This is a genomic window from Pseudomonas sp. 2835, assembly GCF_050435905.1.
GTDB lineage: Bacteria > Pseudomonadota > Gammaproteobacteria > Pseudomonadales > Pseudomonadaceae > Aquipseudomonas.
The window spans coordinates 63,317-86,861 of sequence record NZ_JBNDLE010000020.1; the positions used below are offsets into that span (position 1 = coordinate 63,317).

General features: G+C 61.8%; 29 protein-coding genes and 2 tRNA genes. 11 read left to right on the forward strand and 20 right to left on the reverse strand.

Annotated elements, in window-relative coordinates; translation table 11 throughout:
• Positions 1-10 precede the first annotated feature (10 nt).
• Genes rpmI through thrS form a run of 3 tightly spaced genes read right to left on the reverse strand, consistent with a single transcriptional unit; the run spans position 11 to position 2,739 of the window.
• Positions 11-205 carry a 50S ribosomal protein L35 gene (gene rpmI / locus ABIE20_RS22765; protein WP_045194535.1) on the reverse strand — a complete coding sequence of 65 codons (195 nt, stop codon included), beginning with the start codon at positions 203-205 and terminating at the stop codon, positions 11-13.
• Between the two features lie 60 nt (positions 206-265).
• On the reverse strand, positions 266-817 hold the full coding sequence (infC, locus tag ABIE20_RS22770) for a translation initiation factor IF-3 (protein ID WP_174242331.1): 552 nt from the start codon (positions 815-817) through the stop codon (positions 266-268).
• Positions 817-2,739: a threonine--tRNA ligase gene (gene thrS, locus ABIE20_RS22775; RefSeq protein ID WP_045194537.1), complete on the reverse strand. Its 1,923-nt coding sequence runs from the start codon at positions 2,737-2,739 to the stop codon at positions 817-819. Before thrS ends, infC begins: the two co-directional genes overlap by 1 nt.
• A gap of 384 nt (positions 2,740-3,123) precedes the next feature.
• Between thrS and ABIE20_RS22780 the strand changes: the two genes are divergently transcribed.
• Together ABIE20_RS22780 and ABIE20_RS22785 are read left to right on the forward strand one after the other, a co-directional pair.
• Complete coding sequence (locus ABIE20_RS22780; protein WP_429507487.1) at positions 3,124-3,426, forward strand: hypothetical protein; 303 nt, start codon at positions 3,124-3,126, stop codon at positions 3,424-3,426.
• A gap of 163 nt (positions 3,427-3,589) precedes the next feature.
• Complete coding sequence (locus ABIE20_RS22785; RefSeq protein WP_007956027.1) at positions 3,590-3,802, forward strand: cold-shock protein; 213 nt, start codon at positions 3,590-3,592, stop codon at positions 3,800-3,802.
• A 173-nt stretch (positions 3,803-3,975) separates the two neighbouring features.
• Here the strand turns inward: ABIE20_RS22785 and ABIE20_RS22790 are convergent, their stop codons facing one another.
• Positions 3,976-4,296, reverse strand: a complete 321-nt coding sequence (locus tag ABIE20_RS22790; protein ID WP_429507489.1) for an I78 family peptidase inhibitor — start codon at positions 4,294-4,296, stop codon at positions 3,976-3,978.
• 130 nt (positions 4,297-4,426) lie between these two features.
• Positions 4,427-4,729, reverse strand: coding sequence for a hypothetical protein (locus ABIE20_RS22795; RefSeq protein ID WP_258607435.1), 303 nt, complete (start codon positions 4,727-4,729; stop codon positions 4,427-4,429).
• A gap of 192 nt (positions 4,730-4,921) precedes the next feature.
• Here ABIE20_RS22795 and ABIE20_RS22800 point away from each other — a divergent pair, with 192 nt between their 5' ends.
• Positions 4,922-5,131, forward strand: a complete 210-nt coding sequence (locus ABIE20_RS22800; protein ID WP_429507491.1) for a hypothetical protein — start codon at positions 4,922-4,924, stop codon at positions 5,129-5,131.
• Here ABIE20_RS22800 and ABIE20_RS22805 read toward each other — a convergent pair.
• The 7 genes from ABIE20_RS22805 to ABIE20_RS22835 all read right to left on the reverse strand — a co-directional run bounded on the left by ABIE20_RS22805 (position 5,103) and on the right by ABIE20_RS22835 (position 12,044).
• On the reverse strand, positions 5,103-6,074 hold the full coding sequence (locus tag ABIE20_RS22805; RefSeq protein WP_429507492.1) for a nucleoside hydrolase: 972 nt from the start codon (positions 6,072-6,074) through the stop codon (positions 5,103-5,105). The genes ABIE20_RS22800 and ABIE20_RS22805 overlap by 29 nt on opposite strands.
• A gap of 72 nt (positions 6,075-6,146) precedes the next feature.
• Positions 6,147-6,551 (reverse strand): D-ribose pyranase, encoded by a 405-nt coding sequence (gene rbsD, locus ABIE20_RS22810; protein WP_429507494.1) that lies wholly within the window; start codon positions 6,549-6,551, stop codon positions 6,147-6,149.
• Positions 6,548-7,456, reverse strand: coding sequence for a ribokinase (gene rbsK, locus ABIE20_RS22815; RefSeq protein ID WP_429507495.1), 909 nt, complete (start codon positions 7,454-7,456; stop codon positions 6,548-6,550). The genes rbsD and rbsK overlap by 4 nt, the downstream gene beginning before the upstream one ends.
• Positions 7,457-7,470: 14 nt before the next feature.
• The gene (locus ABIE20_RS22820; protein ID WP_429507496.1) at positions 7,471-8,493 is read right to left on the reverse strand and encodes a LacI family DNA-binding transcriptional regulator; all 1,023 of its coding nucleotides are present in this window, start codon (positions 8,491-8,493) and stop codon (positions 7,471-7,473) included.
• A gap of 4 nt (positions 8,494-8,497) precedes the next feature.
• On the reverse strand, positions 8,498-9,490 hold the full coding sequence (locus ABIE20_RS22825) for an ABC transporter permease (protein ID WP_429507497.1): 993 nt from the start codon (positions 9,488-9,490) through the stop codon (positions 8,498-8,500).
• Positions 9,487-11,037 (reverse strand): sugar ABC transporter ATP-binding protein, encoded by a 1,551-nt coding sequence (locus ABIE20_RS22830; protein WP_429507499.1) that lies wholly within the window; start codon positions 11,035-11,037, stop codon positions 9,487-9,489. The genes ABIE20_RS22825 and ABIE20_RS22830 overlap by 4 nt, the downstream gene beginning before the upstream one ends.
• Before the next feature lie 47 nt (positions 11,038-11,084).
• A complete protein-coding gene (locus ABIE20_RS22835) occupies positions 11,085-12,044 on the reverse strand; it encodes a sugar ABC transporter substrate-binding protein (protein WP_429507500.1) in 960 nt (319 codons plus the stop codon).
• A 335-nt stretch (positions 12,045-12,379) separates the two neighbouring features.
• Between ABIE20_RS22835 and ABIE20_RS22840 the strand changes: the two genes are divergently transcribed.
• The 3 genes from ABIE20_RS22840 (at position 12,380) to ABIE20_RS22850 (ending at position 14,601) form a co-directional block, all read left to right on the forward strand.
• Positions 12,380-13,468 (forward strand): asparaginase, encoded by a 1,089-nt coding sequence (locus ABIE20_RS22840; protein ID WP_045194561.1) that lies wholly within the window; start codon positions 12,380-12,382, stop codon positions 13,466-13,468.
• Between the two features lie 164 nt (positions 13,469-13,632).
• Positions 13,633-13,902: a DUF1654 domain-containing protein gene (locus tag ABIE20_RS22845; protein ID WP_045194563.1), complete on the forward strand. Its 270-nt coding sequence runs from the start codon at positions 13,633-13,635 to the stop codon at positions 13,900-13,902.
• 6 nt (positions 13,903-13,908) lie between these two features.
• Positions 13,909-14,601, forward strand: a complete 693-nt coding sequence (locus ABIE20_RS22850; RefSeq protein ID WP_045194565.1) for an endonuclease — start codon at positions 13,909-13,911, stop codon at positions 14,599-14,601.
• A 3-nt stretch (positions 14,602-14,604) separates the two neighbouring features.
• Here the strand turns inward: ABIE20_RS22850 and ABIE20_RS22855 are convergent, their stop codons facing one another.
• From ABIE20_RS22855 to ABIE20_RS22875, 5 genes are all read right to left on the reverse strand, one after another.
• Positions 14,605-15,030 carry a GTP pyrophosphokinase gene (locus ABIE20_RS22855; RefSeq protein ID WP_429507501.1) on the reverse strand — a complete coding sequence of 142 codons (426 nt, stop codon included), beginning with the start codon at positions 15,028-15,030 and terminating at the stop codon, positions 14,605-14,607.
• A gap of 13 nt (positions 15,031-15,043) precedes the next feature.
• Positions 15,044-15,559: a GNAT family N-acetyltransferase gene (locus tag ABIE20_RS22860; RefSeq protein ID WP_429507502.1), complete on the reverse strand. Its 516-nt coding sequence runs from the start codon at positions 15,557-15,559 to the stop codon at positions 15,044-15,046.
• Positions 15,560-15,613: 54 nt separating this feature from the next.
• On the reverse strand, positions 15,614-16,186 hold the full coding sequence (locus ABIE20_RS22865; protein WP_093381124.1) for an SPOR domain-containing protein: 573 nt from the start codon (positions 16,184-16,186) through the stop codon (positions 15,614-15,616).
• A gap of 155 nt (positions 16,187-16,341) precedes the next feature.
• A tRNA-Val gene (locus tag ABIE20_RS22870) sits at positions 16,342-16,418 on the reverse strand.
• Positions 16,419-16,578: 160 nt separating this feature from the next.
• Positions 16,579-16,655 (reverse strand) — tRNA-Val (locus ABIE20_RS22875).
• A gap of 186 nt (positions 16,656-16,841) precedes the next feature.
• Between ABIE20_RS22875 and ABIE20_RS22880 the strand changes: the two genes are divergently transcribed.
• The gene (locus ABIE20_RS22880; RefSeq protein WP_429507504.1) at positions 16,842-18,125 is read left to right on the forward strand and encodes an NAD(P)/FAD-dependent oxidoreductase; all 1,284 of its coding nucleotides are present in this window, start codon (positions 16,842-16,844) and stop codon (positions 18,123-18,125) included.
• Between the two features lie 22 nt (positions 18,126-18,147).
• Here ABIE20_RS22880 and ABIE20_RS22885 read toward each other — a convergent pair whose 3' ends face one another.
• Positions 18,148-18,831, reverse strand: a complete 684-nt coding sequence (locus tag ABIE20_RS22885) for a peptidase C39 family protein (protein WP_429507506.1) — start codon at positions 18,829-18,831, stop codon at positions 18,148-18,150.
• Positions 18,832-19,047: 216 nt separating this feature from the next.
• Between ABIE20_RS22885 and ABIE20_RS22890 the strand changes: the two genes are divergently transcribed.
• Positions 19,048-19,224, forward strand: a complete 177-nt coding sequence (locus ABIE20_RS22890) for a hypothetical protein (protein ID WP_429507507.1) — start codon at positions 19,048-19,050, stop codon at positions 19,222-19,224.
• Positions 19,225-19,301: 77 nt separating this feature from the next.
• On the opposite strand, the gene ABIE20_RS22895 is transcribed toward ABIE20_RS22890, so the two are convergent.
• Positions 19,302-20,051 (reverse strand): TerC family protein, encoded by a 750-nt coding sequence (locus ABIE20_RS22895; protein ID WP_429507508.1) that lies wholly within the window; start codon positions 20,049-20,051, stop codon positions 19,302-19,304.
• Between the two features lie 32 nt (positions 20,052-20,083).
• On the reverse strand, positions 20,084-20,326 hold the full coding sequence (locus tag ABIE20_RS22900; protein WP_045194576.1) for a hypothetical protein: 243 nt from the start codon (positions 20,324-20,326) through the stop codon (positions 20,084-20,086).
• Positions 20,327-20,463: 137 nt separating this feature from the next.
• Here ABIE20_RS22900 and nhaR point away from each other — a divergent pair, with 137 nt between their 5' ends.
• The 3 genes from nhaR (at position 20,464) to ABIE20_RS22915 (ending at position 23,518) form a co-directional block, all read left to right on the forward strand.
• Positions 20,464-21,360 carry a transcriptional activator NhaR gene (gene nhaR / locus ABIE20_RS22905; protein WP_123565551.1) on the forward strand — a complete coding sequence of 299 codons (897 nt, stop codon included), beginning with the start codon at positions 20,464-20,466 and terminating at the stop codon, positions 21,358-21,360.
• Between the two features lie 205 nt (positions 21,361-21,565).
• A complete protein-coding gene (gene sstT / locus ABIE20_RS22910) occupies positions 21,566-22,777 on the forward strand; it encodes a serine/threonine transporter SstT (protein WP_429507510.1) in 1,212 nt (403 codons plus the stop codon).
• A gap of 96 nt (positions 22,778-22,873) precedes the next feature.
• Positions 22,874-23,518 (forward strand): YceH family protein, encoded by a 645-nt coding sequence (locus tag ABIE20_RS22915; RefSeq protein ID WP_045194583.1) that lies wholly within the window; start codon positions 22,874-22,876, stop codon positions 23,516-23,518.
• Positions 23,519-23,545: the final 27 nt, after the last annotated feature.

A 23,545-nucleotide genomic window follows, 5' to 3' on the forward strand; every position in this document is an offset into this window, starting at 1 on the left:
GAACCAAAAATTAACGAAGGCGCAGCATGCGCTCGACTTTTGCCACGTCCGACGGGTTCAGCAAGCTGCTACCACGAAGTTGACGCTTACGCTTGGTCGACATTTTGGTCAGGATGTGGCTCTTGAAAGCGTGTTTGTGCTTGATGCCGTTAGCCGTTTTCAAGAAACGCTTGGCCGCACCGCTTTTGGTTTTCATTTTTGGCATGTTCGGATACTCCGCATTCAGTTGATAAACATAACCGCAAGGCCTGCCGTGCCCTGGTGGTTATTTCTTTTTCTTGGGTGCGATGACCATGATCAGCTGGCGTCCTTCCATCTTAGGATGCTGTTCGACGGAACCGTATTCCAAAAGGTCAGTTTCGACCCGCTTCAACAGTTCCATACCCAGCTCCTGGTGGGCCATCTCACGACCGCGAAATCTCAAGGAAATCTTGGCCCTGTCCCCATCACTCAGGAAACGTACCAGGTTGCGTAGTTTTACCTGGTAATCCCCCTCCTCCGTCCCTGGACGAAACTTGATTTCTTTAATCTGGACCTGCTTCTGATTCTTCTTGGCCTCGTTAGCTTGCTTCTTCTTTTCGAAGAGGTGCTTGCCGTAGTCCATGACCTTGCAGACAGGCGGTACTGCGTCGGCAGAAATCTCTACCAGGTCCAGCTTCGCTTCTTCAGCGATACGAAGCGCTTCATCAATCGAGACGATGCCAATCTGCTCGCCGTCAGCGCCAATTAACCGAACCTCGCGTGCCGAGATATTCTCGTTGATCGGGGCCTTCGGTGCAGCTCGTTTATCGTTTCTCATTTCACGCTTAATAGTAATTACTCCGATTCTTGGCGACCACGCCGGGAAACCGCTTGAGCGAGGAATTCAGCGAATTGAGCGACGGGCATCGAGCCCAGGTCAGCGCCTTCACGAGTACGCACAGCGACGGTTTGCGTTTCGACTTCGCGATCCCCTATAACCAAAAGGTAAGGGACCTTGAGCAAAGTATGCTCGCGGATTTTAAAGCCGATTTTCTCATTTCTCAAGTCGGACTTGGCACGGAACCCGCTTTCATTGAGAGTTTTTTCAACATTCTGGGCGAATTCGGCCTGCTTGTCGGTGATATTCATGATCACCGCCTGGGTTGGCGCGAGCCAGGCCGGGAATGCACCTTCGTAATGCTCGATGAGAATTCCGACGAAACGCTCGAACGAACCGAGGATTGCGCGGTGCAGCATCACTGGATGCTTGCGGCCGTTGTCTTCGGAGACGAATTCGGCGCCCAGACGGATCGGCAGGTTGAAGTCGAGCTGCAGGGTACCACACTGCCAGACGCGGCCAAGGCAATCCTTCAGCGAGAACTCGATCTTCGGCCCGTAGAAGGCACCTTCGCCCGGCTGCAGGTCGTACGGCAGGCCGGCGCTGTCGAGGGCGGCGGCCAGTGCAGCTTCGGCGCGATCCCACAGCTCATCGGAACCGACGCGCTTTTCAGGGCGGGTCGAGAGCTTCATTTCGATGTCTTTGAAGCCGAAGTCGGCGTAGACATCCATGGTCAGCTTGATGAAGGCGGCGGACTCGGACTGCATCTGCTCTTCGGTGCAGAAGATGTGCGCGTCGTCCTGGGTGAAGCCACGCACGCGCATGATGCCGTGCAGCGCGCCCGACGGCTCGTTACGGTGGCAGGCACCAAACTCGGCCAGACGCAGCGGCAGCTCGCGGTAGCTCTTCAGGCCCTGATTGAACACCTGCACGTGGCATGGGCAGTTCATCGGCTTGATGGCGTAGTCGCGGTTTTCCGACTGGGTGGTGAACATGTTGTCGGCGTAGTTGGCCCAGTGGCCAGACTTTTCCCACAGCGAACGGTCAACAACCTGCGGAGTCTTGATCTCCAGGTAACCGTTGTCGCGCTGAACCTTGCGCATGTACTGCTCGAGTACCTGGTACAGGGTCCAGCCGTTCGGGTGCCAGAACACCATGCCCGGCGCTTCTTCCTGGAGGTGGAACAGGCCCAGGCGCTTGCCGATTTTACGGTGGTCGCGTTTTTCCGCTTCTTCGATGCGCTGAATATAAGCAGCCAGCTGCTTCTTGTCGGCCCAGGCGGTGCCGTAGACGCGCTGCAGCTGCTCGTTTTTAGCGTCGCCGCGCCAGTAGGCGCCGGACAGCTTGGTCAGCTTGAAGGATTTCAGGAAACGGGTGTTCGGCACGTGCGGGCCGCGGCACATGTCGACGTATTCTTCGTGGTAGTACAGGCCCATGGCCTGTTCATCCGGCATGTCCTCGACCAGGCGCAGCTTGTAGTCTTCGCCGCGGGCCTTGAACACTTCGATCACTTCGGCGCGCGGAGTGACTTTTTTGATGACGTCGTACTCGGTGTCGATCAGCTGCTGCATGCGCTGTTCGATCGCCGCCATGTCTTCGGGCGTGAAAGGACGCTCGTAGGCGATGTCGTAATAGAAGCCTTCATCGATGACCGGACCGATGACCATGCGCGCAGTCGGGTACAGCTGCTTGACCGCGTGGCCGACCAGGTGGGCGCACGAGTGACGGATGATCTCCAGCCCCTCTTCGTCCTTGGGCGTGATGATTTGCAGGCTGGCATCGTTCTCGATCAGGTCGCAGGCGTCGACCAGCTTGCCGTCGACCTTGCCGGCGACGGTGGCTTTGGCGAGGCCCGCACCAATGGATGCGGCGACTTCGGCAACCGAAACTGCCTTGTCGAATGAACGTTGACTGCCATCGGGAAGAGTAATAATGGGCATGGCGCCTCCTCTCCTAGTGGTGACCCCTACCAAAGGTCACGTGGGTTGGGATGAGCCAGTACGCGATCCGCCCCTGTCTTTGCACAAGCAAAGCCTGCCTCACAGTGGCAGAAGCCCGAAGGCCTGCCAGGGAACGAACCAGAGTGACTGGAATAGTAAAAACACAGTTGGGAGCTGCAAGCTGCAAGCTGCAAGAAAAAGCCGGCGGCGAGCTCAAGGCCAGCATGCTAGCACAAAGCTTTCGGGCGATTGCGGGCAGATTGGCCGGCTGGGCAGAAATATTCGCAAATTGAGCCTTGGCGGTGAACTTGCGCGGATTTTTTCCGCTCAGAGTTTGTGAAGCGTCCTACTCTTGTGAGACTCGACCCCAAGGAGTGTTTGGTTATGCGACTTCAGTCTCTTCTGGCCCTGGCGGCTGCCTCTGCCCTGCTGCTGCCGTTGGGCGCCCATGCCGGCAAACTGCCCGGCAACTACCAGTCGACCTGCGTAGCGCAGGCGCAGAAGCAAGGCCTGGCACAGGATAAAGCCGAACAGCACTGCAAATGCGCTGGAGACGTGCTCCAGAAAAACCTCAGCGACAAAGAGATGAAAGACCTCGATACCCTGGAGGATGGCGTTGATGCAGCGGTAATGGAGCGCGCGCAAAAAAATATTGCAGCGGTCTGCGGCCCGAAAAACCCGAAATAATAGGGCCTTTGGCCAGTTATCCATCGCTAATTTGCTCCAGATCAGCAATCTGCGAAGGTAAAAGGGGCTACAAGCCCATAATTAGACTATGATGGTCGGCGTGCACCCTGTTGGCCTCGGCAACACCGCACTACTGAAAATCATGTTTCCTGGAGATACACCCATGTCTAATCGCCAAACCGGCACCGTAAAATGGTTCAACGATGAGAAAGGCTTCGGCTTCATCACTCCACAAGGTGGCGGCGACGACCTGTTCGTTCACTTCAAGGCTATCGAAACCGACGGTTTCAAAAGCCTGAAGGAAGGCCAGACTGTCTCCTTCGTTGCCGAAAAAGGCCAGAAGGGCATGCAGGCTGCACAAGTTCGTCCAGAGTAAGATCTGACCGAATAAAAAAACCCGTCCTTGTGGCGGGTTTTTTTGTGCCTGCAATTTGGGGCTGCAGGGCTTTTCTCTGTGGGAGCGGGCCTTGCCCCGCGATCGCGCCACCTGATGTGCCAGTTGCGCTGCCTCATCGCGGGGCAAGCCCGCTCCTACAGGGCGTGGGCGCGTTAGCCGCAGTTTACCCGGGTAACCACGCCTTGTTCGTCGGCGTTGAGGTTCAGGCGCTCGGAGCGGTATTCCAGGGTCATGATGTCGTGAGGCTTGAGCACACGGGCCAGTTGCGAGCCGCTGGCTTTACGCGCCTGCTCGAGCAACTCGGGGGTGGCCGGCTTGCCGATGGCGAACTCGGCGCCGCTGGCCTGGCAACGGCCATCGGTGTTGGCAGCAGTCGCTTGCGGGGCCTTCGACGAAGAGCCGCCAGTGCTGCTGCAACCTGCCAATACGGCGACAGCCAACAGGCTTACCAATGATGCACGCGTGCGGAACATGAATCCTCCTTAAATACTTGAATGCTGCCTATGTGACAGCACTCCTGGTTTTTCGTTGCAAAACCGGTCCATTGTGCCCGAGCCAGAGCGCTCCAGGCCAAGGGCAATCGTGACCGGATTTTGCACAAGCTCAATACAGGTCGATGTAATCGCTGGCAGGTTTGGGCCAGTTATTTTTCAGGGCCTTGTACACCTGGCGTATCCAGCGCTCGTCATCGGCCACCTGCGGACCGACACACCCCGAGCCCGCCGCCCAGGTTTCCAGACGAAAGGACAGGCCCTGCAGTTCACGGCCACCGGTGACCTGGGACAACCAGGCAATGCCCTTGTGATTGACCCGCAGCTGGTTGTGAACCGCACCATTGCCGGCCACCAGCAGGGCCCGGACGTTGTCGAGGGTGAAGTCGTTGGGGTTGTTCAGGTCGATCTGCACTGCGCTGTCCCGGCAAGCTAAAACACCGATAGTTTGCCACGCCCCCTGCGCTTATGCCTAAGTCGCAGTGCGTTGCAGGCAACGGCCATGATTTACTGCAAGCATCGGCGGAGCGCAAGCCAGCCTCCCCTTCAAACGCCAGGGCCCGGCATTTGAACCGACAGCGCGCGCAGGTTTCATTCGAGAATGTTCATGACAAGCCACACCATCGATGCCGACATCAAGGTCAAATGGCCAGAAGGCCAGAGCGCCTACAGCCCGGCCAGCGCCGAAGAACTGCTGCTGATCGCCCTCGATTTGCTGGTCAAGGACCTGGGCCCGGACGACGCACGCAGCTACGTCGACCAGGTCTTTGAACGTTACAGTCAGCCGGTTATGGCAGACGCGCCAGACGATCACTGAGCAGATCAAAAAAGCCCTGGGCATCACCCTCTGTAATCCAGGTGACGTTGCCCGGTTCTTTCAGGGCGCCGTACCAGTCGGTAATGGTCTGGCCGAAGGTCGGGCCGTCGCGGCTGTCGACCTGCATGAATACCTGGCGGCCGCGGAACAGTTCGGGCTTGAGCAGGTAGGCAATCACCGTGGTGTCATGCACCGGGCCGCCGGGCATGCCGTAGTGCTTCATGTCCTGCTTGACGTAGGCATTGAGGATATCCACCACGCGCTTGCTCGCCCCATTGTTGAGGTCGGCAATCTGTTTGAGCCGCGCCTCGCTGGTCAGCACCTTGTGGGTGACGTCCAGCGGCAGGTAGGTGAGCTTGACCCCGCTGTTGAGCACCACTTCGGCAGCGTGAGGGTCGGCAAACAGGTTGAATTCAGCCACCGGGGTGATATTGCCGCCATTGAAGTGGGCACCGCCCATGACGATCACTTCCTTGATGCCATTGACGATTTCGGGCGCTTCAATCAGCGCCAAAGCCAGGTTGGTCTGCGGGCCGAGCATGGCGACAATGATGCTGTGCGGCTTGGCGCTGCTCAAGGTGTCGATCAGGTAACGCACCGCACTACCGTTGGCCAGCCCCTTCTGCGGCTCGCTGACCGTTACCCCGGGCAAGCCTTCTTCGCCATGGATATCGGCGGCGTAGATCGGTGTGCGCACCAGCGGTTTTGGCGCCCCGGCGTACACCGGGATGTCTTCGCGCCCGGCCCATTCCCGGGCCAGGCGGGCATTGCGCGAGGTCTTCTCGAGTCGCACGTTGCCGGCCACGGTGGTGATGGCGCGGATCTTCAGTTCATCTGGCGAAGCCATGGCCAGGAACAGCGCCACCACGTCATCAGCGCCGGGGTCGGTATCGATAATCAGGTCAATGGGCGCCGCCTGGGCACCCGCCGAAAGCACAGACATCAGCAGCACTCCTTGGAGCAAACGTTTGGCACAGCTCAACATAAGACACGTCCTTATGATCAGATGGAACAGCTAGAAGGTCACCCCGGCAACCAAGGCAATGTTGCTGTAGGGCTGGCATTCACCAGTGCGCACGATGGCGCGGGCGCTGCGGCTCAGCTGCTTGAACGCTTCGTGACTGAGCAGGCGTCGGGCGCCCAGTTCGCCCTGGGCGGTCAACTGCTCGACAGCGGTCAGGCCCGGCGGCTGATGCTCGAGGATTTCCTCCGCCAGCACGTGGCTTTCGACCTGCATTTCCGTCAGCACGATGCGCAAAGTGCTGGCGAAATCCGGTATGCCCGGAGTCAGCGCCAGGTCAATCAGCTCCACACCCGCCGGCACCGGCAATCCGGCATCGCCGATCAGCAGGATGTCACCGTGGCCGAGGGAAGCGATCAGGCGCGACAGGGCGATATTGAGCAATGGTGTCTTCTTCATGGCTGCAGCTCGGCGAGATGCGGAATCGAAGGCTGCGCACCGGCGCGGGTAACCGACAGGGCCGCCGCACGCTGACCAAAGGCAATTGCCGCACCCTCCTGCTCACCACGCGCCAGGGCTGCGGCGAAACCGCCGACAAAGGTGTCGCCCGCCGCCGTGGTGTCCAGTGGCTGCACCACTGGCGCCGGGAAATGCCGGAACCCCTGGCCATCGGCAAACAACGCGCCCTGGGCACCCAAGGTGACGATCACCTTGCCAACACCCATGCCCAGCAGGCGCGTGGCGGCCGCCCTGGCGCTGTCCAGGTCGTTGACCGGCAGCCCGCTCAGGGCTTCGGCTTCGCTTTCGTTGGGGATCAGGTAGTCGATATTGGCGAACCACTCGACCGGCAGCGGGCCGCTGACCGGCGCCGGGTTGAGGATCACTGTCTTGCCCAGCGCCCTGCCCCGCTCAAGGGTGTAGGCGACGGTGGCCATCGGCACTTCCAGTTGGCAGATGATCACCTCGGCGTTTTGCAGCAAGGCGTCGAAGCGCTGCACCGACTCGGGCAGCAACTGGCCATTGCCACCGGCAACAATAACGATGGCGTTCTGGCTGGCGGCATCGACCACGATCAGCGCCACACCACTGGACACCCCGGCAGCGATGCTCACTGCCTGGCAGTCGATCTGTTCATCAGCCAGGGCCAGGCGCAGTTGCTGGCCGTAAGCGTCGTCACCCACGCAGCCGACCATCGCCACCTGCGCGCCCAGGCGCGCCGCCGCCACCGCCTGGTTGGCGCCCTTGCCACCCGGCACGGTGACGAAGCTCTCACCCACCAGGGTTTCGCCGCCGCGCGGCAGGCGCTGGGCGCGCGTCACCAGGTCCATGTTCAGGCTACCTACCACTACTACATTGGCTTGCATGTGCGGGCTCGTTCTCAGCGGTAATCATTGAAAAGGTCGGGGCGCGGCGCCGTGGATTCGCGCAGGACGATGCTCGGTGCGACGATGCGCTGCTCTGGCGCGCCACGCAGCGGCTCGGCGATGCGCCGCAGCAGCAGTTCGGCGGCGCTCTCGCCCAGCTCGCGGATCGACTGGCCAACGGTGGTCAGCGCCGGGAATACGTACTGGCTGATCTGGATATCGTCGAAGCCGATCACCGACAGCTCGCTGGGCACGCAGATGTTGCGCTCGGCGGCGGCGCGCAACACGCCGATGCCGATCATGTCGTTGCCGGCAAAAATCGCCGTTGGCCGCTCGCCTTCGAGCAGCTGTGCTGCCGCGCTATAGCCGCCGATGCTGGTGAATTCGCTGCTCAGCAGCCAGCTCTGGCGCGGGGTAACGCCGGCTTCGGCCAGCGCCCGATGGAAACCGGCCAGGCGCAACTGGGCAACGCTGGTGGCCGCCGGGCCGCCGATGCAGGCGATCTCGCGATGGCCGAGCTCGAGCAAATGCCGGGTCGCCAGATAAGCGCCCTGCTCGTGGTCGATGCGTACCAGGTCGGCGGCCACGCCTTCCAGGGCGCGGTCGACGATGACCATCGGCGTGCGCACGCTGGCCAGGCTATCGAGCAGGTCGTTGTCTTCACCGACCGAGGCGACGATCAGGCCGTCGATGCGTTTTTCCAGCAGCACGCGCAGGTAGCTGCGCTGCTTTTGCGGGTTGTCGTCGGAGTTGCAGAGGATCACGCAGTAGCCGTTGCGCTCGCAACCGTCCTCGATGCCCCGGGCCAGCTCGGCGAAGTACGGGTTGACGCTGTTGGGCACCAGCAGGCCGATGGTCGCGGTGCTGCGCGCCTTGAGCGAGCGGGCCACGGCGCTGGGCACGTAGTCGAGCTCGGCGATCGCCGCTTCGACCTTGAGGCGCACCGGCTCGCTGACCGGGCGGGTCTTGTTCAGTACATGCGAAACAGTGGTGTAGGAAATCCCCGCCAGTGCCGCGACATCTTTGATGGTTGCCATTGTTTCAGTTCCGCCTGCGCGCGCGCCGGCTGCGGTAGGTGTCGAGGACCACGGCGATGACGATCACCGCCCCGGTGATAATGCGTTTGGTCGGTTCTGAAGCGCCGATCTGCGCCAGGCCTGCGGCCAGCACCGAGATGATCAGCACGCCAAAAAAGGTGCTGATCACCGAGCCGCGCCCGCCCATCAGGCTGGTGCCGCCGATGACCACTGCGGCGATGACCTGCAACTCCAGGCCGGAGCCAGCGTTGGGGTCGGCAGCTTCCAGACGGGAAATCTGGAACAGCGCGGCCAGGCCTGCGAGCAGGCCCATCAGCGAGAACACCAGGATCTTGTACGGGCGCGGGTCGATGCCGGCCAGGCGCACCGCCTCTTCGTTGGTGCCGATGCCGATCAGGTAGCGGCCGAACACCGTGCGGGTGAGCACCAGCTGGGCGAGGATGATCACCAGCAAGGCGATCAGGAACGACGGCGAGATGCCAAAAGCCAGCGGGTTGGACAGCCAGGCAAAGGCATCGCCGATGTAGGCGGTGCGCGAATCGGTCAGCTGGTAGGCCATGCCCCGGGCCATTTCCAGCACGCCGAGCGAGACAATGAACGACGGAATTCGCCAGGCCACGGTAATGGAACCGGTGATGCTGCCGGCCAGCGCCGCCACAGCCATGCCGAGCAAGGCCGCCGGCATCACGCTCCAGCCCCAGCCAAGCATCGCCACGCTGACCGCGGAACCGGCCAGGGCCAGCACCGAGCCCACCGACAGGTCGATACCGCCAATGATCAGCACAAAGGTCATGCCCACCGCCAGCACCATCAGGTCGGGGATCTGGTTGGCCAGGGTGCTGAAGGTGGCGTACGACCAAAAGTGGCTGCTCAAAAACGAGAACAGCACGATCATCGCCAGCAAAGCGCCGGCCAGGCCCAGGTAGGTCCCCAGGCCGAAGTAAGTGCCGCTGCGCTTGGCGCTGGGGGCGGCGGTGTCCAGTTGCGTGGTTTTCATGGGGTCGTCCTGGGCGCCGCTTCGTGCAGCAACGCATCACGTTTCTGATAGCCGGCAAAGGCTGCGGCCAGTAGTTGGTCCTGGGTCCAGTTGTCGCGCTCGAAGGTGTCGATCAGGCGCCCGGCACTGAGCACGCCGATGCGATCGCAAATCAGCATCAGCTCGCGCAGGTCGCTCGACACCACCACCAGCGCTTTGCCCTGGCGCGCCAGTTCCGCCAGCAGGCCATAGATGTCGAACTTGGCGCCGACATCGATGCCACGGGTCGGCTCATCGAACAACAGCACTGAGCAGTCGCGCTCCAGCCAGCGGCCGATCACCACCTTTTGCTGGTTACCGCCCGACAGCTCACCCACCACCTGCTCGGGGCTGGAGCTGCGGATGCGCATGGCGGCGATCTGCCGTTCGGCCAGTTCGCGCTCGGCGCCGCTGTTGACCACGCCGGCGCGGGAAATTGCCGGCAGGTTGCCCAAGGCGATATTGGCGCTGATCGACTGGCTCAGCAGCAGGCCTTCGCCTTTGCGGTCTTCGGTAATCAGGGCAATGCCCTGGCGCACCGCCGCCACGGGCGAATCGACGCGCACCTCGCGCAAGGGATTGCCCAGCTCGATAGTGCCGCTGTCGGCGCTGTCGGCGCCGTAGATCAGCCGCAACAGCTCGGTGCGTCCGGCGCCGATCAGCCCGGAGATGCCGAAGATCTCGCCGCTGCGCACCTCGAACGAGACGTCCCTGACCTTGTCGCTACGGCCGAGGCCGTTGACCTTGAGCAGCGGCGCGCCGATGTTGCGCACGCCCAAATCGATATGCTCGCCCAACTCGCGGCCGACCATCAGGTTGACCAATTGTTCGCTGTTGTAACGCTGCATCGGCTCGACACACACCAGCTTGCCGTCGCGCAGCACGGCAATGCGCTGGGCGATGCGCTTGAGTTCTTCGAGGCGATGAGAGATGTAGACGATGGCCACGCCGCGCTGCTGCAGGCGTTCGATCTGGGTAAACAGCAGCTCCACCTCGCGGGCAGTGAGCATCGCCGTCGGCTCATCGAAAATCAGCACATGACAGTCGCCGATCAGGTTGCGGGCAATCTCGACCATCTGCTGATGCCCGATACCCAGCTCGCCCACCGGCGTATCCGGGTCGATGGCGTCCAGGCCGACCTGGGCCATGGCCGCCACCGCCTGTTCACGCAGGCGCTTGCGATCGATCCAGCCCGCGCGCCCGGGCAGGTTGTCGAGAAACAGGTTCTCGGCCACGGTCAGGGTCGGCAGCAGGTTGAGCTCCTGCATGACCATGCGCACACCCAGCCGCTCGGCCGCGGCGCGGTTGCCAGGCTGGTAAGGCTGGCCCTGGTAAAGCATGTGCCCGGTGGTGGGCACTTCGAGGCCTCCGATGATCTTCGACAGGGTGCTCTTGCCCGCGCCGTTTTCGCCGGTCAGGGCCAGCACTTCACCCCGCCGCAGGCTCAGCTCGATATCGCCGAGCACCGGCTGGGCGTAGGTCTTGCCGATGGCGCTGACTGAAAGTACGACATCCGCAGTCGCTGACATTGCCTGTTCTCCTGGCGCCCACCCCGTGGCAGGCGCGCACGCTGCGACTAGGGTTTGGTGACCAGTTCGACCGGGGTCTGGATGACGTTGTCGGCGTCGACTTCAGGCTTTTCGCCCTTGAGCATCTTCAGCGCCGCCTCGATGCCGAACACCGCCTGCTTGGCGGCGTACTGGTCGGCGGTGGCGAGCACCCGACCGTCCTTGAGCATCGGCTTGATGGCGTTGATGTTGTCGTAGCCAACCACCTGCACCTGGCCAGCCTTGCCTGCAGCGCGCACCGCCGAAACAGCGCCGAGGGCCATGCTGTCGTTGCCGGCCAGCAGAGCCTTGAGCTCAGGGTTGGCGTTGAGCAGGGAGGCGGCGACGGCATTGCCCTTGGCAATTTCCCAGTCGCCCGACTGCACCGACACCACCTTGATCTGCGCCGCTTCCATTGCATCCTTGAAGCCTGCGGTGCGCTGCTGGGCGTTGGTGGTGGTCGAGACGCCCTCGATAATGGCCACCTGGTCGCCGGCCTTGAGCTTCTCCTTGGCCAGGTATTCACCGACCAGACGCGCGCCCTTGCGGTTGTCGGGGCCTACGAACGGCACGCTGAGGTGCTTGCTCTTGAGCACCTCGGGATCGAGGCGGTTGTCGATGTTGATCACGGTGATGCCGGCGTCCATGGCTTTCTTCACCACCGGCACCAGGGCCTTGGAGTCAGCCGGGGCGATGACCAGGGCATTCACTTTGGCCACGATCATCTGCTCGACGATCCGGATCTGGTTACTGGCGTCGGTCTCGTCCTTGATGCCGTTGGACACCAGGTCGAACTCATTGGCGTGGTCTTTCTGGTAGGCCTTGGCGCCGTCTTCCATGGTCAGGAAGAACTCGTTGGCCAGCGACTTCATCACCAGCGCGACTTTCGGCTTGGCGTCGTCGGCCAGGGCGTGGGAAACGGGTGTGGCGAGGGATAGCGAGGAAAGTACGGCGAGCGCCAGCAGGCGTCCAGCAAAGGGCAGCTTCATGGGTTTACTCCGGATCTTATGATTTTTATCGGGCCGCAAACGTTTGCGTTAACTCACTATGAAAACGTAACCAAATTTTGTCAAATCCGCTGCCGCAGACCATTTGGAAAGCACGCGTAGGAATTATCCTAAAAATAACCGGAAAACCGAACACCTCTTGTACACAATATTCGGAATTCCGAATAGGAAAATGCTTTGCCGACGTTTTGCCAAGCCCTCTAAGCCCATGAAAATCAATAGATTGAAGATGAAAACCGACGAACGGCTGTTCTGGTACGGAATCTGCCTCTGTTAGCGCGTTACACAGCGAACTCCAGACACAAGAGAGATCAACGATGAAAGCTGCGCTTAATTCCTTCGTTCCGGGCGCTTTGGCCCTGCTGCTGTTACTGCCCGCAGGCGTCAACGCCAAGGAAGTCGAGAACCAACAGAAACTGGCCAACGTGGTGATCCTCGCCACCGGTGGCACCATCGCAGGCGCTGGCGCCAGCACCGCCAACAGCGCCACTTACCAGGCCGCCAAGGTCGGTGTCGACAAGCTGATCGCCGGCGTTCCGGAACTGGCCACCCTGGCCAATGTGCGCGGCGAACAAGTGCTGCAGATCGCTTCCGAAAGCATCAGCAACGAAAACCTGCTGCAACTGGGCAAGCGCGTTGCCGAGCTTGCCGACAGCAAGGACGTCGACGGCATCGTCATCACCCACGGTACCGACACCCTGGAAGAGACCGCCTACTTCCTCAACCTGGTCGAAAAAACCGACAAGCCAATCGTCGTGGTCGGCTCCATGCGCCCAGGCACCGCCATGTCGGCTGACGGCATGCTCAACCTGTACAACGCTGTCGCTGTTGCCAGCAACAAGGATTCGCGCGGCAAGGGCGTACTGGTCACCATGAACGACGAGATCCAGTCGGGTCGCGACGTCAGCAAGTCGGTGAACATCAAGACCGAAGCCTTCAAGAGCCAATGGGGCCCGCTGGGCATGGTCGTCGAAGGCAAGTCCTACTGGTTCCGCCTGCCGGCCAAGCGTCACACCGTCGATTCGGAATTCGACATCAAGAAAATCAGCAGCCTGCCTGCGGTCGACATCGCCTACGGTTACGGCAACGTCACCGACACCGCCTACAAGGCCCTGGCACAAAATGGCGCCAAGGCGATCATTCACGCCGGTACCGGCAATGGCTCGGTGTCTTCGAAGGTAGCCCCGACCCTGATCGACCTGCGCAAGCAAGGCGTGCAGATCATTCGTTCGTCCCACGTCAATGCCGGCGGCTTCGTGCTGCGCAACGCCGAGCAGCCTGACGACAAGAACGACTTCGTCGTCGCCCACGACCTGAACCCGCAAAAAGCCCGGATCCTAGCCATGGTTGCCATGACCAAGACCCAGGACAGCAAAGAGCTGCAGCGGATCTTCTGGGAATACTGATCGAGTAACCCCAAGCGCTTGCCCGCCCTGTAGGACGGGCAAGCCTGCCTCCCCTACCCTCGCAAAAAATACTTTAAACAGACCGCAGCAAACCGCGCGGTTTGCGGTCACATGCGCTCTTTCACCGACGAGCTGTTGCGAAATTGCTTACAGTAAAATACTGTATGCGCATACAGCTAAAAAAGGAACGCTTCGTGGCCACCACTTCCGCCCCTGCCAGCAGTTACGAGCAACTGGGCACCCGCATCCAGAAAATCATCAATTCCCCCACCGCACAAAAAGCCCGGGCCGCGCTGATCTTCCGCCTGGAGCACGAAACGCCTGAAGACTGGGCCACCCTGCTCGACGAAATCGCCGAGAACGACAACGTCACCCTCGCCTACCGCGATGACGGTGGCGTGCAGATTTTCTGGGTTGTGCCGAAGGAAGATTGAAAGCGCATGAGATTTCCGGTTTTTGCAGTAGCTTGTTTGTTGTTCAGCGTCACCACCGCCCACGCCGATGCACCGCGCACCTTCAGTGAAGCCAAGAAGGTCGCCTGGCGTTTGTATGCGCCGCAGTCCACCGAGTTCTACTGTGGCTGCAAGTACAACGGCAACAAGGTTGATTTGCAGGCCTGCGGTTATGTGCCGCGCAAAAATGCCAACCGTGCCTCGCGCATCGAGTGGGAGCATATCGTTCCGGCCTGGCAGATCGGCCACCAGCGCCAGTGCTGGCAAAGTGGCGGGCGCAAGAATTGTTCGCGCAATGACAAGGTCTACCAGCGCGCCGAGGCCGACCTGCACAACCTGGTACCAAGCATTGGCGAGGTCAATGGCGATCGCAGCAACTTCAGTTTCGGCTGGCTGCCCGAGCAGCGCGGGCAATACGGCTCGTGCCTGACCCAGGTGGATTTCAAGGCCAAGAAGGTCATGCCGCGGCCGTCCATTCGCGGCATGATCGCGCGCACCTACTTTTATATGAGCAAGCAGTACAGCCTCAAGCTGTCAAAACAGGACCGCCAGCTGTACGAAGCCTGGAACAAGACCTACCCGCCGCAACCCTGGGAGCGCCAGCGCAACCAGCGGGTGGCTTGTGTGATGGGCCATGGCAACGAGTTCGTCGGCCCGGTCAACCTCAGCGCCTGCGGCTGAGGCTCAGGCCAGCGCCTGCAGGTAGGCGCTGGCCTGCTGGTAACGGGCCAGGCGGGCGATGTCATCGGGGCCGGGCATGGGGATCCGCGACAGGTCGCTGTTGTCGGCCAGATCGGCCAGCTTGACCACCCGCGCCAGCGGATCATCGCCGACCCGCACCACGAAGGCTTCGTAGCTTTCGTCATCGCGCCGGCTCAGTGCCTGCACCGCGGCCAGGATCTTCAGGGCGAAGCCTTCGCGGGCAAGGTCGGAGAGGGTCATCGGTGAATCCTCGAGCACGTCGTGCAGCACCGCGACAATGCGCTGCTCGGGCGTCGCCACCCTCAGCATCACCCGCAACGGGTGGAGTATATAGGCCGCTCCACCTTTGTCGCGCTGCCCTTCATGTGCCCTCGCCGCAACCGCAATGGCCCGCTCCAGCGTAGACATATGGCCCTCCTGCTCAGCGCGGCTGTCGTCGCAGACGCGCCATGCTGTAGACATCGATCAACTCACCGTCACGCATAGCATAGTCAATCAATTGACCTTCAACCGCAAAGCCGAAGCGCTTGTATAAAGCCAGCGCCGGTTGATTGTCGGTGTACACGGTCAGCTCGACGCGCTGCAGGCCCATCCAGTTGTCGGCTACCTCCAGCACCGCCCCGAGCAACCGGCTGCCGACACCTTTGCCTTGCCAGGCGGGCGCCACGCCCATGCCGATAGCGCCACAGTGGGCACGGCGGATACGCGCGTATTGCTCCAGCGAGCAACTGCCGATCACTTCACCCTGATGCAGCGCTACCAGAAACAGCATCCGCTCGTTGTCCAGGCTCAGTCGCTTGCGCCAGATCTCCGGCGATTGATAAGGCATCTGCAGGACCTGGCGCGCCACCCGCGGGTCGTTGTACAGCGCAGTCAGGCCCTCGACATGCTGCTCGGTATAACGCTGCAGGATAATGGCGGCGGATGAATCACTCATGACGGCTCTCCTTGCGTATGAGCCGTGAGTGTACGGGGAGCGCGAAGCCCCTGGCTAGCGCGGGGCGTCGTGCTGGATGACGATCGAGTCGGTGCCCAGGCGCGCCATGACATCGGCTTGCTGCGCCTCGGCCTGGGCCTTGTCGGGATAAGGGCCGAGCAGCACCACCGGCTTGCCGTTGCGGTAGACCACCGAGGACGGGATTTGCTTTTCGATCAGGCGTGCGGTCATGTCGCTGAGGGCGCCCATGTTCGCGCCCTGGACGATCTCGACATCCCAGCCTTGGGGCGCAGGTTTGTCTGCCGCAGCGTCGGCCGCGCGCTGCAGGTCGGCGCCACCGCATTTCTCGCGAATGGCCAGGTTGCTGCCCTGGTCGGCAATAATAAGCTGATAGTCGCCCGCGGCCTGCTTGATCGCCACGTAGCTGCGATACGGCACGAAGACGCCGGCGTCGTCCTTGCCGCGCACCTGGCCGCAGATAATGCCTTGCTGGTCGAATCGCACGTTGGCGAACTTGGCTGTCTTGGGGTTCTGCAGGTGTTCGGCCACCTGCTTGTGCACGCCTTCGACTTCGTTTTCGCAACCGGCCAGAGCCAGCACCGCCATTACCACCGCCACTTTGCGCACGCGTCTATCTCCTGAATGCAAGCGGCGGATTTTAGCATTCTTGACTGGCCTTTAGGGCCCTATCGCGGGGCAAGCCCGCTCCTACAGCTGAAATGCAAAAAGGGCGACCCTTGCGGATCGCCCTTTTTGTTACCACACAGCAGTGTGGATTTGTTTGGTAGGCACAATTGGATTCGAACCAACGACCCCCACCATGTCAAGGTGGTGCTCTAACCAACTGAGCTATGTGCCTGCTGTGGGGCGCATAATACGCAGGTCTTTAACCTTCGTAAAGCGAAATTTCATAAAAAAATCAGCAGCTTTGCTTTGCCAGCAAAAAATGCCCGCAAACAAAAAAGGCGACCCTTGCGGATCGCCTTTTTTGTGCACCGCCAGCAGGGGCGGATTTGATTTGGTAGGCACAATTGGATTCGAACCAACGACCCCCACCATGTCAAGGTGGTGCTCTAACCAACTGAGCTATGTGCCTGCTGTGGGGCGCATTCTACGCAATCGCCGAAGGGTGTCAACTCTTTTTTTAACGCTAAGCCACTGAATATCAAAAGTATTTGCCAAAAGCCGGGGTAAAGGATTTTCAACACACGACTAGCGGGTGTTTATTATTATTGATAGCATCGGTACAGTCGTAAAAAATATAAAACAGAGGTTTCGCAGCATGGCCAATACCCCCTACCCTCAGTCCTACTACGCCGCATCGGCCAATCCGGTTCCGCCGCGCCCGGCGCTGCAGGAAGAGGTACAGACCGATGTCTGCGTGATCGGCGCCGGCTATACCGGCCTGTCCAGCGCGCTGTTCCTGCTGGAGAGCGGCTTCAAGGTCACCGTGCTGGAAGCCGCCAAGGTCGGCTTTGGCGCCTCGGGCCGCAACGGCGGCCAGATCGTCAACAGCTATAGCCGCGACATCGACGTCATCGAGCGCACCGTCGGTCCCAAGCAGGCACAACTGCTGGGCCACATGGCTTTTGAAGGCGGGCGCATCATCCGTGAGCGCGTGGCCAAATACAACATCCAGTGCGACCTTAAAGACGGTGGCGTGTTCGCCGCCCTGACGCCCAAGCAGATGGGCCACCTGGAATCGCAAAAGCGCCTGTGGGAACGCTTCGGCCACACCCAGCTGGAGCTGATGGACCAGAAGCGCATCCGTGAAGTGGTCGACTGCGACCAGTACATCGGCGGCATGCTAGATATGAGCGGCGGCCATATCCACCCGCTGAACCTGGCCCTGGGCGAAGCCGCCGCGGTCGAGTCGCTGGGCGGCAAGATCTACGAGCAATCGCCGGCCATCCGCATCGAGCGCGGAGCCAACCCGGTGGTGCACACCCCACAAGGTAAAGTGCACGCCAAGTTCATCATCGTTGCCGGTAACGCCTACCTTGGCGGCCTAGTGCCGGAACTGGCGGCCAAGTCGATGCCGTGCGGCACCCAGGTGATCACCACCGAGCCGCTGGGCGAAGAGCTGGCGCGCAGCTTGCTGCCGCAAGACTACTGCGTCGAAGACTGCAACTACCTGCTCGACTACTACCGCCTGACCAGCGACAAGCGCCTGATCTTCGGCGGTGGCGTGGTCTACGGTGCTCGCGATCCGGCCAACATCGAAGCGATCATCCGCCCGAAAATGCTCAAGGCTTTCCCGCAGCTCAAGGATGTGAAGATCGACTACGCCTGGACCGGCAACTTCTTGCTGACCCTGTCGCGCCTGCCGCAAGTGGGTCGCATCGGCGACAACATCTATTACTCCCAGGGTTGCAGTGGCCACGGCGTCACCTACACCCACCTGGCGGGCAAGGTGCTGGCCGAGGCCCTGCGTGGCCAGGCCGAGCGTTTCGATGCGTTCGCCGAGCTGCCGCACTACCCGTTCCCGGGTGGCCAGCTGCTGCGCGTACCCTTCAGCGCCCTGGGCGCCTGGTACTACAGCCTGCGCGATCGCCTGGGCTTCTAAGCCCCCTGCCCGGCCTGCGCCGTCACTGCCCCAGGGCGCTGACGGCCTGCCGGGCCGCTTGTTCCTGGCCCGCCTGGGCCAGGTCATTGGCCGCTTTCAGCCAGCGCTGACGGTCAACCTGGGCCGGCAACTGGCCCGGCTGCTGGACCAGCACCGCCCAACTTCCCTGCTTTTGCCAGGCTGATTCGAAGTCGTCGAACTCCATCAGCAAGCGCCGGTTCATCCCCGCCCGCAACAATACCCGCTGCTTGTAACGGTCGTAGCCGACCAGCAAGGCATAGCGCGGCTCGCTCCAGAACGTCGAACCCTGCTGAAAACGCAGCAACACCGGGTTGCCCGCCGCTACCTGCGTCAACAAGGCCTCCAGGCGCGGCTCGAGCGGATAGACGACCATGCCGTATTCACGGCCCACCCGCGGGATCGCCTGTTCGAGCTGGTCGATGTGCTGCGGCAGGCCCAGCGACTTGTCGAGCAGCCCCGGGGTAATGCGTACCCCCTGTTGCGAGAGCAATGCCGCCAGCGCCATCGAGGCGCTCTGGTTGGCTTCGCCACGGTAGAAAGGCACCGAGCCGATCTCGACCCGTTGCGGCAGGTTTTTAAGCTGGGAGGGCGGCTGGCTGGCACACCCGGCCAGGGCCAGGCTGACCGCGCAGGCCGCCAGCAGGCGGCGTGGGGTCAAGCCGGTTAGGGAAGTCAGTGCAGGCATGAACACTCGCTCGATGACGGCCGGCAGCCACTGCCCGGCCCTGAGCGCTGATCATAGGCTGGCGCGCGCTGCGGGTATAGCCTGATGCGGGCTTAGAACAAAGCGGCCCAAGCCTCTAGACCATCGGTCAATAGCCTGCAACATGCAACCAGCTAGACTGAAGACGTGTCCGCGTGGCGAGCCTTGTTGCCTTGGCGCGGACTTGAGGAGGCACACATGAGCCTGACAATGGCAATCCTGATGCTGTTCGGCGCCTGGTTGAGCGTCGCTGCTGCCATGCTCTGGGGGGTGTTGCGCATCGCCCGGCGTCATCATCCGCATCAACGTATCCAGCCTGAAAGCAAAGACGCGGTACCGGTGAGGCGCAGCCGCCGGCATGCCGGGGCGCATTAGAAATCTTTGAAAAGCATCGCGGGGCAAGCCCGCTCCCACAGTGACTGTAGGAGCGGGCTTGCCCCGCGATGGCTTTATCAGCCCTCAACCGCCTCGCGCTTCAAGCGCGCCCGGCGCGACATGATGTTGAGGATTTCGATCGCCGTCGAGAAGGCCATCGCCGCGTACACATAACCCTTGGGTACATGAGCACCGAAGCCTTCGGCGATCAGGGTCATGCCGATCATGATCAAAAAGCCCAGGGCCAGCATCACCACGGTCGGGTTGTCGTTGATGAACCGGGCCAGCGGGTCGGCCGCCACCAGCATCACGATCACGGCACTGATCACGGCGATGATCATGATCGGCAGGTGCTCGGTCATGCCCACGGCGGTGATGATGCTGTCGATCGAGAAGACGATGTCGAGCACCAGGATCTGACCAATCGCCGCAGCAAAGCCCAGGGTGATGGTCGAGGACGCCTTGGCTTCAGCCTGGGCACGCGGGTCGACGCTCTCGTGGATTTCCTTGGTCGCTTTCCACAGCAGGAACAGGCCACCGGCGATGAGGATCATGTCCTTCCAGGAGAAGGTATGGCCGAACACATCGACTACCGGCTCGGTCAGCTGGACGATCCAGGCCACGGTGCTGAGCAGGCCCAGGCGCATCACCAGCGCCATGCTGATACCAATGCGCCGCGCCTTGGAGCGGTACTCTTCGGGCAACTTGTTGGTCAGGATCGAGATGAAGATCAGGTTGTCGATACCGAGGACGATCTCCATGGCCACCAGGGTGGCCAGGGCGACCCAGGCGGTCGGGCTTGCAGCGAGTTCCAACAAGTATTCCATGAATCAAATCCTGCATCGGGGTAAGGGGTGGGTCAGATGTCCTGGGCGCTGGCGTCGCGCTCGGGCTTGCCTGCCTTGTCGCTGCCTTCGGAGCCGGTGGCTTCGCTCAGGGCCTGCTGGGCGGCTTCGTTGGTTTTGTCGATGGCCTCCTTGGCCGACTCCGCCGCCTGGTTGAGCATTTGCTGGGCGGACTTTTCCGCCTGCTCGCAACCGCTCATGGCCAGCAGGGCCAACAGCAACACCAGGGGTGTACCGATGGATTTGAAGTGAAGCATCTGTGGGTCTCCGTGCAATTAAATCGGTGCGCATTCAGGGGCACCGTGATGGCAAGGGATTCTAAAGAGCCAGATACATCAGGAAAATTCGTATTTTCAGCGGTTATACTTCGGTTTTTACGAATCGGGAAATCGCCATGCTCAATTACCGCCAGTTGCATTACTTCTGGGTAGTGGCCAAGACCGGCAGCATCGTGCGCGCCTGCGAGCAACTGAACCTGACCCCGCAGACCATCAGCGGGCAGATCACCCTGCTTGAGCAAACCTACGGCATCGAACTGTTCCGCCGGGTCGGGCGCCAGCTGGAGCTGACCGAGAGTGGCCGGCAGACCCTGACCTACGCCGAGCAGATGTTCCAGATTGGCGGCGAACTCGAGGCGATGCTGCGGGCCCGGCCGGATGAGCAGCAGATCCTGTTCCGGGTTGGCGTGGCCGATGTGGTGCCCAAGTCCATCGTCTACCGCCTGCTGGCGCCGACCATGGACATGGAGGATGCCCTGCGCCTGAGCTGCCGCGAAGACAAGCTTGAACGGCTGCTGGCAGACCTGGCGATCCAGCGCCTGGACCTGGTGATTTCCGACAGCCCCATGCCCAGCCACCTGGACATCAAGGGCTACAGCCAGAAGCTTGGTGAATGCGGCATCAGCTTTTTTGCCACACAGGCGTTGGCCGAACAGTACGGGCGCAACTTCCCGGCCTGCCTGCAACATGCACCGCTACTGATCCCTGGCCAGGAAACCGTGGTGCGCAGCCGCCTGCTGCGCTGGTTTGCCGAGCAGCAATTACAGCCGCGGATTGTCGGTGAGTTCGACGACAGCGCCTTGATGCAGGCCTTCGGCCAATCGGGCAGCGGCATTTTCATTGCCCCCAGCGTGATTGCCGACGAGGTCAGCAAGCAGTACGGCGTCGAGCTGATCGGCCAGACCGACGCGGTCAACGAGTCGTTCTATGCCATTTCGGTGGAGCGCAAGGTCAAGCACCCGGGCATTGTCGCCATCACCGAAGGCGCCCGCCGCGAGCTGTTCAACTGGTAGCCGGCTGCCGGCGTGGGCACATCGCCGTTTGCAAAGGGCGCGCAGACTACACTTGCGTCCTACCGCCTGACGCAGCGCAAACACCAAATGTGCCCTGCTGTGCTAAAGTCGCGCCCTTTTTCTCGGCCCTGCCTTGCCAGGTGCCCCATGCTCCAGCGTCGTGGTTCGCCCACTGCGCCCTGAACAAGACAGAGAAACACCTGACATGACCCCTGTTCTAAACCTGTTGAACCGCACCAGCCTGGTGGTCCAGATCATGATCGGCCTCGTCGCCGGTATCGCCCTGGCCGTGTTCGCCCCAAGCACCGCCGCCAGCCTCGGCTTCATTGGCAAGGTCTTCGTTTCCGCCCTCAAGGCAGTGGCGCCGATCCTGGTGTTCATCCTGGTCATGGCATCCATTGCCAACCATCGCCACGGCACCGAAACCCATATCCGCCCGATCCTGGTGCTGTACCTGTTCGGCACCTTCGCCGCCGCCGTGGTCGCGGTGATCGCCAGCATGGCCTTCCCTTCGAACCTGGCCCTGAGCACCTCGGACGTCGCCCTGAGCGCCCCGGGCGGCATCACCGAAGTACTGCAAAGCCTGCTGCTGAGCGTGGTCGACAACCCGGTGAGCGCGCTGATGAACGCCAACTTCATCGGTATCCTGGCCTGGGCCATTGGCCTGGGTGTGGCCATTCGTCACGCCGGGGAGACCACGCGCACAGTGGTTGCCGACCTGTCCAACGGCGTGACTTTGATCGTGCGCGTGGTGATTCGCTTCGCGCCGCTGGGGATTTTCGGCCTGGTCGCCTCGACCCTGGCGCAGTCCGGGCTGGACGCCCTGCTCGGTTACCTGCACCTGCTGGCCGTGCTGATCGGCTGCATGCTGTTCGTGGCGCTGGTGGTCAACCCGATCATCGTGTTCTGGAAGATTCGCCGCAACCCTTTCCCGCTGGTGCTGCTGTGCCTGCGTGAAAGCGGCATCACCGCCTTCTTCACCCGCAGCTCGGCGGCCAACATCCCGGTCAACATGGCCTTGAGCGAGAAACTTGGCCTGCACGAAGACACCTACTCGGTGTCGATCCCGCTGGGCGCGACCATCAACATGGCCGGCGCGGCAATCACCATCACCGTGCTGACCCTGGCTGCCGTGCACACCCTGGGCATCGCCGTCGACATCCCGACCGCGATCCTGCTCAGCGTTGTCGCCGCTGTCTGCGCCTGTGGCGCCTCGGGCGTGGCCGGCGGCTCGCTGTTGCTGATCCCGCTGGCCTGCAGCCTGTTCGGCATCCCCAGCGAAATCGCCATGCAGGTGGTCGCCGTCGGCTTCATCATCGGTGTGCTGCAGGACTCGGCGGAAACCGCGCTGAACTCCTCCACCGACGTCCTGTTCACCGCTGCGGCCTGCATGGCCGAAGAGCGTCAAGCCGCCTGAGCTTGACCTGCAGCCGGTGCGTCCTGCACCGGCTGCTTGTGTTTTACCCTGTTGCGCACCTAGGCTAGAGGCCTTTCTTCGCATAGAGACAGGGCCATGTCCGCCGAACACGAAACCGCTTCCGACGCCCGCTTCACCAGCACCGAGATCCGCGTGCTCGGTTCGCTGATCGAAAAACAGGCCACCAGCCCGGAAACCTACCCGCTGACCCTCAACGCCCTGGTGCTGGCCTGCAACCAGAAGACCAGCCGGGAACCTGTGACCAACCTTAGCCAGGGCCAGGTCGGCCAGGCCCTGCGCGCGCTCGAAGGCCAGGGCCTGACCCGCCTGCAGATGGGCAGCCGCGCCGACCGCTGGGAGCAGCGCGTGGACAAGGCCCTGGAGCTGGTACCGGCGCAGGTAACCCTGCTCGGGCTGATGTTCCTGCGCGGGCCGCAAACGGTTAACGAACTGCTGACCCGCAGCAGCCGCATGCATGAGTTCGAAGATGCTGAACAGGTGGTGCACCAGCTTGAGCGCCTGATCGCCCGTGGCTTTGCCCTGCACCTGCCGCGCCAGGCCGGGCAGCGTGAAGATCGCTACACCCATGCGCTGGGCGATCCGGCCGAGATCGAGGCGATTCTGGCGGCGCGCCAGCAAGGGCCGGAGCGTTCGGCCGGTGGCGCGGTGTCGCTGGAGCGGATCGAAGCGCTGGAGGCACGGATCGCGGCGCTGGAAGAGCGCCTGGCGCAGTTCGAGTAAACCTGGGGCTGCTTTGCAGCCCATCGC